Origin of the sequence: Pseudomonas sp. Yb2C2 (assembly GCF_052112325.1) — a bacterium.
GTDB lineage: Bacteria > Pseudomonadota > Gammaproteobacteria > Pseudomonadales > Pseudomonadaceae > Aquipseudomonas > Aquipseudomonas marginalis.
This window is the reverse complement of record NZ_JAVAJK010000021.1, coordinates 88419-101086: the sequence shown is the minus strand read 5'-3', so window position 1 is coordinate 101086 and position 12668 is coordinate 88419. Positions and strand designations below refer to the sequence as shown.

Below are 12668 nucleotides of genomic sequence, written 5' to 3'. Positions count from 1 at the left end.
ACAAGAGAGACCCGCATGAACCTTAAACGCATCTTTCCCGTCATTGCCTTGGCTGCCCTGATGTCCCAAGCCGCAGAGGCCCGCGAACTCAAGGCCCTGGGCATCAGCATGGGCTCGCTCGGCAACCCGTATTTCGTGACCCTGGCCGATGGCGCCACGGCCCGGGCCAAGGAGCTGAACCCCAACGTCAAGGTCACCTCGGTGTCCGCCGACTACGACCTGAGCAAGCAGTTCTCGCAGATCGATAACTTTATTTCGTCCAAGGTCGACCTGATTCTGATCAACGCCGTCGACCCTTCGGCCATGGCCTCGGCGATCAAGAAAGCCCGGGATGCCGGCATCGTCGTGGTGGCGGTGGATGTGGACGCCAAGGGCGTGAATGCCACCGTGCAGACCGACAACGTCGAAGCCGGCAAGCTGGCCTGCCAATACCTGGTGGACAAGCTTGCCGGCAAGGGCAACGTGATTATCCAGAACGGCCCGCAAGTCACCGCCGTGACCGACCGCGTCAAAGGCTGTAAAGCCGCATTGGCCGGCGCGCCGGACATCAAGGTGCTGTCCGACGACCAGGACGGTAAAGGCTCCCGCGAAGGCGGCCTGAACGTGATGCAAGGCTACCTCACGCGCTTCCCGAAAATCGACGGCCTGTTTGCGATCAACGACCCGCAAGCCATCGGCAGCGACCTGGCGGCCAAGCAGCTCAAACGCAGCGGCATCATCATCACCTCGGTGGACGGCGCGCCGGATATCGAGAACGCGCTGAAGACCGACACCCAGATCCAGGCATCTGCCAGCCAGGACCCATGGGCCATGGCGCAGACGGCGGTGAATGTCGGCAATGACCTGCTCAATGACAAAGCCCCGGCCGAAGCGGTGACCCTGCTCACGCCAAAACTGATCACCCGCGACAACGTCGGTACGTACAGCGGCTGGTCGAGTAAACACTGATAGCCTGAGAGGAACAGCGTCGTGGTGACCATGGATGACGTGGCAAGCAGGGCGGGGGTGTCGACGTCGACCGTGTCACACGTGTTGAACGGCACCCGCAAGGTCAGCCCGGCCACGGTGCTGGCGGTGCAGCGGGCGATCCAGGCGCTGGGGTATATCCCCAACACCCTGGCACGCTCGCTGGCGCGGTCGAGTACCAACACGATTGGCGTAGCGATTTCGGCGCTGTCCAACCATTACTTCAGCGAGACGGTGCACGCGATTGAAACCGAGTGCGCCAAGCACGGCTACATGATGCTGTTTGTCGACACCCACGACGACCCGGAGCAGGAGCTGCGGGTCGTCACGGCGCTGCATCACCGGCGGGTCGACGGTATTGTGCTGGCGCCTTCGAACGGTTCGATGGCCCTGGAGTACATGCGCGCCAACGAGATTCCGGCGGTGTTGGTGGACCGCATGATGAGCGAGCAGTTTGACCAGGTCGGGGTGGAGAATGCCCAGGCCACCCAGGCCCTGATTGAGCACCTGATCGGGCACGGGCACCGCCGCATCGGTTTTATCGCCGGGCGCACGGGGTTCAGCACCACAGATGAGCGGGTGGCGGGTTACTGCGCGGCGTTGCACGCGGCGGGGCTGGCCTTCGATCCGCAGTTGCTGGTCAACGGTGGCTCCAACACCGAACCGGCGCGCCAGGCCACGGCGCAGTTGCTGGGCCTGGCTTCGCCACCCACGGCGATCATGGCCGGCAATAACCTGATGACCCTCGGCGCGATGCACGCCTTGCGTGACGCGCAGCTTGAAGTGCCGAGACAAATGGCCCTGGTGGGGTTTGATGATTTTGACTGGGCGGATTTTTTCGTGCCGCGCTTGAGCCTGATCGCACAGCCGGTCAAGGCCCTTGGCGCCCGCGCGGTCGACCTGTTGCTGCAACGCATGGCGTCGCCTGACGCAGCGCCCCAGAGCGTGCGCCTGGCACCGACCCTGCAGTTACGTAACTCCTGTGGCTGTCATTGATGGGAATAACACACGCATGAACAGTCCTGTTTCCCTGGGCATTGACCTGGGCACGTCGGAACTCAAAGCCATCCTCATGGACGCCACGGGCGCGGTGCTGGCCCATGCCGGCGTGCGCTTGAGCGTGTCGCGCCGGCACAGCGGCTGGTCTGAACAGGCGCCGGAAGACTGGTGGCAAGCCTGCTTGCAGGCGTTGGCGCAACTGCGCGGACACGAGGCGTTTACCCGCGTGGCCTGTATCGGCCTGTCGGGGCAGATGCACGGCGCGGTGTTGCTGGGGGCGGACAACCGCGTATTGTACCCGGCGATCCTGTGGGACGACTCCCGTGCAATGGCCGAAGCCGAACAGCTGGGGCCCGGCTTCGCCGACGTCACCGGCAGCCTGCCGATGGCCGGGCTGACCGCGCCGAAACTGCTGTGGCTGCAACGGCATGAGCCCGAGGTGTTCCAGGCGATTGATTGCGTGCTGTCGCCGAAGGATTACCTGCGCTTGCGTTTGAGTGGCGAGCGCATCAGCGAGATGTCCGACGCGGCGGGTACGTTGTGGCTGGATGTGGCGCGGCGGGCATGGTTTACCCCGATGGTTCGCGCTACAGGCCTTACGCCCGGGCAATTGCCCAGGCTGGTGGAGGGTGGTGCGGCGAGCGCTTTGTTGACGGCCACGGGACTGGGCCTGTCAGCAGAGGTGGTGATTGCCGGCGGTGGCGGTGACAACCCTGTGGCGGCGGTCGGCATCGGCGCGGTCAACGCCGGTGATGGCTTTATTACCCTTGGCACCAGCGCGGCCATTGTTGCGATCACCGATCACGCTGCAGGCAACCCGGCCAGTGCAGTGCACAGCTTCTGCCACGCGCTGCCCAACCGCTGGTACACCATGGGCGCCATGCTCGCCGGCGCCAGTTGCCTGCGCTGGGTCACACGGCTGACGGGTATGGCCGATGAGCAAACGTTGCTGGAGCAGGTGCAGGCACAATTGCCGATTGAGCAGCACGTGCCTTTGGAGACGCCGTTGTTCCTGCCGTACCTGGCCGGCGAACGCACACCCCACAACGATCCTTTGCTGCGCGGCGGCTTCATGAACCTGGGCCACGACTGCACACCGGCGATGCTCGGTTACGCGGTGATGGAAGGGGTGGGTTTCGGTTTGCTCGATGCGTTGCGCGCGGTGCAATCGACCGGCGCCGACGTGGGAGCCTGCGCCCTGGTGGGTGGCGGTGCGCGCAGTGAGTACTGGGCGCAGCTGCTGGCGAATATCCTGCAGCGGGAAATCTTCACCTTGCAGGGCAGTGAATTGAGCGCGTGTATTGGCGCGGCAAAGCTCGGGTTTGTGGCGATGGGGCAGGGGGCGGAGCTGCTCGCGGCGGGGATGCCGGTTAAAGCCCGGTACACACCTGACCTGACGCAGCAGCCGGTGTTGGCGGCGCGTTATCGCAAGTTTCAAAGTTTGCTGCCCGCCGCCAAGGCCCTTCACGACTAGGCTCCTGTGGCGAGCGGGCCCGTTATGGTGAGCGGGCCTGTTGTGTGGGGAACGGGCTTGCTGTGGTGAGTGAGCTTGTTGTGGTGAGCGGGCTTGCCCCGCGCGGGGCTGCGAAGCAGCCCCAATAAAGGCACCGCGTTTATCCAGGCATAGTGAGTAGTCAGGTTTAGGGGCCGCTTCGCGCCCCAGCGCGGGGCAAGCCCGCTCACCACAACAAGCCACCTCACCACAACAAGCCTGCTTGCCACCTCACCACAACAAGCCCGCCTGCCACAGGAAGCCTGCTCGCCACATCAGGCCCACTCTCCACAGGAATCGGTGTGTTACGGTTCAGTCGTTGGTCAGCGGCGGCAAACGTCGCTTCACCGGGGTTTTCTTGACGATGGCGGTGTTGGTTTCGGCATAGGCATTGATCCGATCCAGCAGGCTGTCGAGATGGTCCATGGTGCGCACGTGCAGGCGTGCGATAAAGCAGTCTTCGCCGGTGACCTTGTCGCATTCGGTGAACTCCGGGATCGCCTGGATCTGGCGCTCCACCTCCTGCAATTTGCCGGGCAGGGGGCGGATGCGCACGATGGCTTGCAGCAGGTAGCCGAAGTGCCTGGGGTCGACGTCGACGGTGTAGTGGGTCAGCACGCCGCGTTCTTCCAGGCGGCGCAGGCGTTCGCCCACACTGGGCGAGGACAGCCCGGTGATGCCCGCCAGGGCCTTGAGGGATAACCGCGAGTCATCCATCAAAGCGGCGATCAGTTGCTGGTCGATCGTGTCAATCATGGTGTTCGCCTAATAAGAAAAGGTGATTGCGGGATTTTGCCTTTTTTAGTCACTGGAGCCGCGCACAAGCAGATTGCCATAATTGAGCCTCACTTGAGGAGCATCAATCATGGATTCATCCATCCGTCGCGGTTCGTGGGAAATGATCGCCGCCATGCTGATCTCGGGCACCATCGGCTGGTTTGTGCTGGTGTCCGGCGTGTCGGTGCTCGAAGTGGTGTTCTGGCGCTGCGTGATCGGCGGCCTGACCCTGTTGCTGGTGTGCGCGCTGCTCGGCTACCTGCGCCTGGACCTGCTCAGTTGGGCCACGTTCGGCCTGGCGATGCTCAGTGGGGTGGCGATTGTCGGCAACTGGTTGCTGCTGTTCGAATCCTATTCCCGCGCCTCGATCGCCATCAGTACGGCGGTGTACAACGTGCAGCCGTTCATGTTGGTGATGCTGGCGGCGCTGTTCCTCGGGGAAAAGATCACCGTGCAGAAACTGGCGTGGCTGAGCCTGGCGTTCCTGGGAATGCTGGCGATTGTCACGGCCCATGGCGATCAGCCAACCGGCGACGATTACCTTGCAGGCATTGCCCTGGCACTGGGCGCGGCATTGCTGTACGCGATTGCCGCACTGATCATCAAGCGTTTGAAGGACGTACCACCGCATTTGATGGCGTTGATCCAGGTGACCACCGGCGCAGTGTTACTGGCGCCCTTGGTGCCTTGGAACAGCTTGCCTGCCACCACCAACGCCTGGGCGGCATTGGTCACGCTCGGCGTGGTGCACACCGGCTTGATGTACGTGTTGCTGTATGGCGCGATCCAGAAACTGCCCACCGCCATCACCGGTGCACTGTCGTTTATCTACCCGATTGCGGCGATCTTCGTCGATTGGATTGCCTTCGGGCATCGCCTGGGTTGGCTGCAATGGCTGGGTGTGGCGGCGATCCTGCTGGCGGCGGCGGGGTTGCAGCGGGGCTGGTGGTGGCCCCGCTCCCACAGGGTCAGTGCGTGCCCTGAAAGATGATATTTTCCGGGTTGAAATGCTCCACCACACTGCCCGGCTGTGGCAACCCAAGGATATGCCCCTTGATCTTGCCCACCACGTGCATTTCGCAGGGTTTGCAGTCGAACTTCAACGTCAGCACTTCATCGCCGTGAATCAACTGCATCGGCGCGACCTTGGTCTTCACCCCTGTCACACCCTTGGCTTGTTTAGGGCACAGGTTGAAGGAGAAACGCAGGCAGTGCTTGGTGATCATCACCGGCACTTCGCCTTTCTCTTCATGGGCTTCAAAGGCTGCGTCGATCAGCTTCACCCCGTGACGGTGGTAGAAGTCGCGGGCTTTCTGGTTGTAGACATTGGCCAGGAACGACAGGTGCGCTTCCGGGTACACCGGCGGCGGCGTGGTCTCGGCCTTGCGCCCGCCACGGGGGTGTGCGGCAACACGGGCGGCGGTCAACGCTTCGATCACTTCGCGGCGCAATGCCTTGAGCTGCGAGTTGGGAATGAAGAACGCCTGCGGTGCATCCAGTTCGATACGGGTGGCGTGATACTCGGTGGTACCGAGTTGGCCAAGCAGGTCGCGCAGGGTGTCCAGCGCCTGTTCCGGCTTGTTGGCCACGCCGAACGGGCCGGGCAGGGTGACGCTGGCGCAGATGCCTTCTTCGCTGGTCGCGGTGACGTCCAACTGCTCTTCACGCAAACGCGCGACCCATGACAGGCCGATACGGCGTTCGGCCGAAGTCTTGAGCAACGCCTGCTGCCAGTTGTGGTCGAGGTTGCGGTTCAGCGGGTGGTTCGGGCGCAACTGATGCAGGCCGGCCGGCATTTCATTCGGCTCGACGCGGTAGCGGTAACGCTTCTCGCCGTCCTCCTCGAACTCGCCCTTGGGCTCGGCGATGTTGGCGCGGAAACCCACCACTTCGCGCTTGACCAGCACATTGAGGCCGTCGCCGTTGGACAGCGGCTCATGGGTAATCACTTGCAGGTCACGCTTGCCGGCTTTTTCCACCACGCCCACCGGCAAACCGGTGAAGGTCGGGGTGTCGAAGGCGCCGATGTCGATCTTGCGATCGCTGACAAAGTAGTCGGTGCTGCCACGGTGGAAGGTTTTTTCCGGGTCGGGCAGGAAGAAATGCGCGGTACGGCCGCTGGACGCGCGGGCCAGGTCCGGACGGTCTTCGAGGATTTCGTCGAGGCGCTGGCGGTAATAGGCGGTGATGTTCTTCACATAGCCCATGTCCTTGTAGCGGCCTTCGATCTTGAACGAACGCACGCCGGCTTCCACCAGCGCACGCAGGTTGGCGCTCTGGTTGTTGTCTTTCATCGACAGCAGGTGCTTTTCAAAGGCCACGACGCGGCCCTGGTCGTCTTTCAAGGTATACGGCAGGCGGCACGCCTGGGAGCAGTCGCCACGGTTGGCGCTGCGGCCATTTTGCGCGTGGGAGATATTGCACTGCCCGGAGAACGCCACGCACAGGGCGCCGTGGATAAAGAACTCGATGGCGGCATCGGTCTCGTCGGCGATGGCGCGGATTTCCTGCAGGTTCAGCTCGCGGGCCAACACCAACTGCGAGAACCCGGCCTGGTCGAGGAACTTGGCGCGGCCCAGGGTGCGGATGTCGGTCTGGGTACTGGCGTGCAGCTCGATGGGCGGGATATCCAGCTCCATCACGCCCAGGTCCTGCACGATCAGCGCGTCGACACCGGCGTCGTAGAGCTGATGGATCAGCTTGCGCGCGGCTTCGAGTTCGTTGTCATGCAGGATGGTGTTGATAGTCGTGAACACGCGGGCGTGGTAACGACGGGCGAATTCCACCAGTTGGGCGATATCGCTCACCTCGTTGCACGCGTTATGGCGCGCGCCGAAGCTCGGGCCGCCAATGTAGATGGCGTCGGCGCCATGCAGGATGGCCTCGCGCGCGATGGCGACATCGCGGGCAGGGCTGAGCAATTCCAGGTGATGCTTGGGCAAGGACATAGTTTTTTTAGTCAGGCTTGTCACGGTTGAGGCGCGCATTGTAGCTGTGAAATGCCTGACCGGCATTACTTCAGGCTTGAGCGGCCATCGCGGTGACTTCCACGCGCATGCCGTCTACGGCGAGTGCAGCCACGCCAACCGCCGCGCGCACGGGCCATGGCTTGGCAAAAAAGCGTTTGTAGACCTCATTGAAGGCGGCGCGGTCGGCCATATCGGTCAGATAAATGGTCAGGTGCATGACCCGGTCCATGGAGCTGCCGGCCTTTTCCAGGGCCACTTTCAGCGCTTGCAGGGTGCATTCGCTTTGCAGGGTGATATCGCCCAGTTCCAGGCTGCCGTCGGCGCGGGTCGGGATCTGGGTGGAGACCAGGATGCCGTTGAAACCGACAACGTCGGAAGAAATCGAGTCGGCATCCGGATCGGGGGTGTAGGACAGGTCGTGGTTGGCCATGGGCGCCTCTGGTTGGCAGTAACGGAAAGGCGCCATGGTCCCCGAAAACAATCCCAGGGGCAAACCGCTGGCTTATACCCAGCGGCGGAACAACACGCTGGCATTCACGCCACCAAACCCGAAGCCGTTGGACAGCGCGTATTCAATCGCCATCGGCCGCGCGTCACCGCGTACCATGTCCAGCCCCTCGGCCAGGTCATCCGGGTGTTCCAGGTTGAGGGTCACCGGTGCGACCTGATCGCGCAGGGCAAGTACGGTGAAGATCGCCTCAATGCCGCCCGCGGCGCCCAGCAAATGGCCGGTGGCGGACTTGGTCGAGCTGATCGCCAGGTGGCCACCCACACCGAATACGGTCCTGATGGCTGCCAATTCGCCTTTGTCGCCCACCGGCGTCGAGGTGGCGTGGGCATTCAGGTACTGCACCGCGGACGCCTCGATCCCCGCCTGACGCAACGCCTGCGTCATCGCCCGGCGCGCACCGTCGCCGTCTTCCGGGCCGGCGGTCATGTGGTAGGCATCGGCACTGGTGCCATAGCCCACCAGCTCGGCAATCGGCTGGGCACCGCGTGCAAGGGCGTGTTGCAGTTCCTCGATGACCAGGATGCCGGCGCCTTCGCCCATGACAAAGCCGTCACGCGCCTGATCGAACGGGCGCGAGGCGCGCTCGGGGGCGTCGTTGAAGTCGCTGGACAACGCCCGCGCCGCCGCAAAGCCGCCCAGGCTGACGCGGTGGATCGCCGCTTCGGCGCCACCGCACACCGCCACGTCCACTTCACCGGCACGGATCATCCGCGCAGCGTCGCCAATCGCCTGCACCCCCGCCGCACAGGCCGTGACCGGCGCTCCCAGCGGGCCTTTCAAGCCATAGTTGATCGACACATGCCCGGCGGCCATGTTGCTCAGGAACGATGGAATGGTGAACGGCGACAAGCGTCGCGGCCCCTTGCTGTCGGTGGTACGTACCGCCTCGGCGATGGCCGGAAAACCGCCGACGCCCGAGGCGATGATGGTGGCGGTGCGTTCCTGCTGCTGCACGGTGTTCGGGGCCCAGCCGGCCTGCTTCAGGGCTTCGTCGGCCGCCGCCAGGGCGAACAGGATAAAACGGTCCATCTTGCGCTGCTCTTTTGCGGCCAGCAGGCGATCAGGATCGAACCCGGCTTCAGGGTCCTGCAGCACGCTCTGCACTTGGCCGCCGATGCTGATAGCCAGGTCGCCGATCAGTTCTTCAGGCAGGCGACGAATGCCCGACTGCCCGTTCAACAGGCGTTTCCAGGTTGACTCCACGTCAGCGCCCAACGGTGTCAGCGCACCCATGCCTGTCACAACGATACGTTTACTCATGATCAATCGACTCCGGTTGCATTGAGGGTTCAGACTCTATGGACGTCACTATCATGATGAAAGTAACATGGCGTCACACAACTTTGCACCGGCCCCTAGGAACCTTTATGCAACGCAAGTCCCTGACCCGCGACGAATGCCCCATCGCCCGCAGCCTCGAACGGGTAGGGGAGTGGTGGAGCATCCTGATCATGCGCGACGCGTTGCAGGGGTTGCGCCGCTTCGATGAGTTTTCGCGCAGCCTGGGCATTGCGCCAAACATGCTCACGCGCCGCCTGACAGCGTTGGTGGAGGCGGGGATGCTGGAGCGCAGGGCCTACAGTGAGCGGCCGCCGCGCTATGAATATGTGCCGACCGCCAAGGGCGAGGATTTCCGCATGGTGCTGATGTCGCTGGTGGCGTGGGGCAACCGGCATTACGCCGAAGAAGGCACCAGTGTCGAGTTGGTCGAGCGGGACACGGGGCGGCCGGTGCAGCCGATGTTGGCGAGTGCAGAGGGACACATCGTGCCGTTGGAGGACTGTGTGTTGCAGGCCGGCCCGGCGGCCAGTACCGGTATGCGGGAGCGCTTGGCTTCGCTTGCCGCAAAGCCTTGAATCCTGCGGGCTCAAGCAATAATTTGACGCCAGAAAATAATCCTGCTGCGCCCCTTAAAGTCGCGTATTTCCCAGCCGATAGCGAATCAAGACACAGGTTTTTCCGCACGGCTGAGGGCTCGTCATGTTCAATACAACACTCAAAACCGAACTGGCGGCCAGGACGGCCGAAGTCACCGAGTACAAAGGACTGATCAGCGCCCTGGAACGCTCCATGGCGGTAGTCGAATTCGACCTCAACGGCAAGGTCCTGCGTGCCAATGATAATTTCCTGAAAACCCTGGGCTACAGCCGCGACCAGTTGGCGAGCAAATCCCACCGGGACTTTTGCTTGCCGGCGCTGACCAACAGCCCGGCCTACAGCCAGTTCTGGGGGGAACTCAAGGCCGGTAAGTTCGTGTCGGGCACCTTCAAGCGCGTGGATGCCCACGGCAAGACGGTCTGGTTGGAAGCCAGCTACAACCCGGTGCTGGATGAGCGTGGCCAAGTGCTGAAAGTGGTCAAGTACGCCCTGGATGTCACCGCCAAAGTCGAACAGGAGGCGGCGACCCGCAGCAAACTGGCCGCAGTGGATCGGGCCATGGCAGTGATCGAGTTCGACTTGAACGGTCAGGTGCTGGACGCCAACGAGAACTTTCTGCACGTCATGGGCTATACGCTGGCCGAAATCAAAGGCAAGCACCACCGCCTGTTTTGCGAACCCAGCCTGATCAACAGCAGCGAGTACACCGACTTCTGGCGACGCTTGAACAACGGTGAATTTTTCACCGGGCAATTCAAACGTCTCGGCAAGCATGGCCGTGTCGCGTGGCTGGAGGCCAGTTACAACCCGGTCTACGACGGCGACGGCACGCTGATCAAGATCGTCAAGTTTGCCAGTGACATCACTGAACGCGTGGAAAAGTTCGAGGAAGACTCACGCGGCGCCTCCCGGGCCTACCATATTTCCTCCGAGACCGAGCGGTTTGCCGAGCACGGTACCCAGGTGATCCAGGATACGGCGACAGAGATGCGCCGGATCGCCGAGAACATCGGCGCATCGGCGCGTCTGGTCGGGCAATTGGGCGAGCGCTCCGAGCAAATTACCGCCATCGTCAATACCATTCGAGGCATCGCCGACCAAACCAACCTGTTGGCCCTCAACGCGGCCATCGAGGCTGCCCGTGCGGGCGACCAAGGGCGTGGTTTTGCCGTGGTGGCCGATGAGGTCAGGCAGTTGGCGGGGCGTACCAGCCGCTCTACCGCGGAAATCGCCGAGATGATTGGCATGATCCTGTCGGAAACCCGCGACGCGGTGGCCAGCATGAGCTCCACCCAAGAGGGCGCGCAACGCGGTGTGAACCTGGCGGACCAGGCGGGTTCGGTGATTTTGCAGATTCGCACCAGCACCAGTGATGCGGTGCAGGCTGTGAGTATGTTTGCGTCGAAACTGGATGAGTCGGAAGTGATTCCGAAAACTGCCGTCGGCTGGGTAGGCTGATCGCGTCTTAGGCGTGGAGAGGGAGCCATTCCCTCTCCTGACAAGGCTCCCTTTACAGCAAGGTGAACGGGTAGTCGACGATCACCCGTAGCTCATTCAAGTCGCCATCGCGCTGGTCGGCGTTGGACGTCACGATGGCATCACGCACGCGCAACGACAGGTTTTTCGCCGGGCCACTCTGGATCACGTATTTGGCCTCCACGTCCGTCTCGTGATGGGCGCCGTCGGCACCGTAATCGCCGGCATAGGCGCTGTTGACCGGGGTGTGGGTGCCGTTGATGTCCGAACCGTTGATATAACGGCTCATGAAACTCAACCCCGGCACGCCATAACTGGCCATGTTCAAGTCATAACGAATCCCCCACGACTGCTCGCCCGGCCCGTTGAAGTCGCCCCACTGCACCGAGTTGGCCAGGAACACCGAATCGCCACCTTCACCCGCGCCGTTGTTACCGGTGCCGATGTAGTCAAAGGGCGTGTCGCCGTGCACCTTCTGGAACGACAGCGTCAGCGTGTGCGCCTGCAGGAACGAATAGGCCGCCGCCACCGAGTAGGTGGTGTTGTTGATCGCGCCGGCCTTGGCGGCGCCGGTGTCGAGGGTGCGGTACAGGTTGCCGTCCAGGGCCAGGGATTGGTCATGGGGAAGGGCGATGACGTAGTTGAGGTTGGTGTAGTACTGGCGCCAGATGTCTTCCAGTTCGCCGGCATACAGTGTCGCGCTCAGTGACGGGGTGAAGGTGTATTTGCCGCCGACAAAGCTCGCGCTGTTGGCCGCCACGTTGGCGTAGGTGGCGTAAATATCGTGGTCATGGTTGCTGGTCATGCCGCTGTTGGTGCTGGTGAAGTGCCCGGCTTCCAGGTCCAGTCCGCTGATTTCGCTGCTGGTGAGATCAAAGCCGGTGGCGGTCTGCGGCAGCAGGCGGGTGCCGCCGGTGGCGAAGACCGGCGCGGTGGGCTGCATGTCACCGAACTTCAACTGGGTCTTGGAAATTTTGAGTTTCACCGCAGCACCGACGGAACCGTAGGCATTCTCGGGATCGCCGTGCCGATCGGTCGGCAGGTCGCCGGTGCCGGCGTCCGCGTGGGTAGCGTCGAGTTTCAGCGCGCCGTAGGCGTAGGCATCCACGCCAAAGCCGAGGGTGCCCTGGGTGAAGCCCGAGGCGTAGTTGAGCATGGCGCCCTGGGCCCAGTCGCGGTTGTCGGCCTTGCCGCTCGCACGGTCGCGGTCGAAGTAATAGTTGCGCAACAAGCCGGTGACGCTGCTGCCGTCGATAAAACCCTTGGCATCGGCCTGGTCCGTGACGGACTCGGCAAACGCCACGGGGCTGATACTGGCGCACACCGCCAGCGCCAACAGGCTCCACTGTTTAATCATGTTATTAACTTCCCCGGAATAATGAACGCGCACAGAAACGCCGCACTGTCTGGCAGGCGTACACGCTTGTATGGGCAGAATTTTAAAGTGAGGCGTTACGGTTTCTTATTGTCTTCGACGGGTTTGCCGAAGCTGACTCCAGGCAGATTTTGCGCGGCCTGCAGGTGTGCCGGGGATGAAACTCGATTAATTAAACTTCACTATTTTTAATCGGCGGGAGGTGTAGCGTGGGGACTGTCTTAG

11 protein-coding genes and 1 pseudogene are annotated in these 12668 nt (G+C 62.6%); 7 read left to right on the top strand and 5 right to left on the bottom strand.

The features are described 5' to 3' along the window. Nucleotides 1-15: 15 nt before the first annotated feature. The 3 genes from Q8X51_RS25195 to xylB are packed head-to-tail and all read left to right on the top strand — an operon-like array spanning nucleotide 16 to nucleotide 3439. Nucleotides 16-948, top strand: coding sequence for an ABC transporter substrate-binding protein (locus Q8X51_RS25195; protein ID WP_065947020.1), 933 nt, complete (start codon nucleotides 16-18; stop codon nucleotides 946-948). Nucleotides 949-969: 21 nt separating this feature from the next. Then, nucleotides 970-1962 carry a LacI family DNA-binding transcriptional regulator gene (locus Q8X51_RS25190; RefSeq protein ID WP_065947019.1) on the top strand — a complete coding sequence of 331 codons (993 nt, stop codon included), beginning with the start codon at nucleotides 970-972 and terminating at the stop codon, nucleotides 1960-1962. 16 nt (nucleotides 1963-1978) lie between these two features. Continuing rightward, nucleotides 1979-3439, top strand: a complete 1461-nt coding sequence (gene xylB / locus Q8X51_RS25185) for a xylulokinase (RefSeq protein ID WP_407694224.1) — start codon at nucleotides 1979-1981, stop codon at nucleotides 3437-3439. A gap of 330 nt (nucleotides 3440-3769) precedes the next feature. On the opposite strand, the gene Q8X51_RS25180 is transcribed toward xylB, so the two are convergent. After that, on the bottom strand, nucleotides 3770-4213 hold the full coding sequence (locus Q8X51_RS25180) for an Lrp/AsnC family transcriptional regulator (protein ID WP_407694223.1): 444 nt from the start codon (nucleotides 4211-4213) through the stop codon (nucleotides 3770-3772). Nucleotides 4214-4322: 109 nt separating this feature from the next. Between Q8X51_RS25180 and Q8X51_RS25175 the strand changes: the two genes are divergently transcribed. Further along, entirely contained in the window at nucleotides 4323-5225 is a 903-nt protein-coding gene (locus tag Q8X51_RS25175) for a DMT family transporter (RefSeq protein WP_407694222.1), read from the top strand. Here Q8X51_RS25175 and Q8X51_RS25170 read toward each other — a convergent pair. From Q8X51_RS25170 to fabF, 3 genes are all read right to left on the bottom strand, one after another. Further along, complete coding sequence (locus tag Q8X51_RS25170; RefSeq protein ID WP_065927565.1) at nucleotides 5203-7182, bottom strand: peptidase U32 family protein; 1980 nt, start codon at nucleotides 7180-7182, stop codon at nucleotides 5203-5205. The genes Q8X51_RS25175 and Q8X51_RS25170 overlap by 23 nt on opposite strands. A gap of 70 nt (nucleotides 7183-7252) precedes the next feature. After that, nucleotides 7253-7633, bottom strand: coding sequence for a RidA family protein (locus Q8X51_RS25165; RefSeq protein WP_027605818.1), 381 nt, complete (start codon nucleotides 7631-7633; stop codon nucleotides 7253-7255). A 72-nt stretch (nucleotides 7634-7705) separates the two neighbouring features. After that, the gene (gene fabF, locus Q8X51_RS25160) at nucleotides 7706-8974 is read right to left on the bottom strand and encodes a beta-ketoacyl-ACP synthase II (RefSeq protein WP_065927564.1); all 1269 of its coding nucleotides are present in this window, start codon (nucleotides 8972-8974) and stop codon (nucleotides 7706-7708) included. A gap of 107 nt (nucleotides 8975-9081) precedes the next feature. Between fabF and Q8X51_RS25155 the strand changes: the two genes are divergently transcribed. The 3 genes and pseudogenes from Q8X51_RS25155 (at nucleotide 9082) to Q8X51_RS25145 (ending at nucleotide 11050) form a co-directional block, all read left to right on the top strand. Beyond that, nucleotides 9082-9570 carry a winged helix-turn-helix transcriptional regulator gene (locus tag Q8X51_RS25155; protein WP_065927563.1) on the top strand — a complete coding sequence of 163 codons (489 nt, stop codon included), beginning with the start codon at nucleotides 9082-9084 and terminating at the stop codon, nucleotides 9568-9570. A 124-nt stretch (nucleotides 9571-9694) separates the two neighbouring features. Next, nucleotides 9695-10462 (top strand): annotated as a pseudogene (locus tag Q8X51_RS25150) (PAS domain-containing protein); the annotation flags it as partial. 3 nt (nucleotides 10463-10465) lie between these two features. Then, nucleotides 10466-11050 carry a methyl-accepting chemotaxis protein gene (locus Q8X51_RS25145; RefSeq protein ID WP_249226984.1) on the top strand — a complete coding sequence of 195 codons (585 nt, stop codon included), beginning with the start codon at nucleotides 10466-10468 and terminating at the stop codon, nucleotides 11048-11050. Between the two features lie 52 nt (nucleotides 11051-11102). On the opposite strand, the gene Q8X51_RS25140 is transcribed toward Q8X51_RS25145, so the two are convergent. Beyond that, nucleotides 11103-12425 carry an OprD family porin gene (locus Q8X51_RS25140; protein ID WP_315872418.1) on the bottom strand — a complete coding sequence of 441 codons (1323 nt, stop codon included), beginning with the start codon at nucleotides 12423-12425 and terminating at the stop codon, nucleotides 11103-11105. Between the last annotated feature and the right edge of the window lie 243 nt (nucleotides 12426-12668).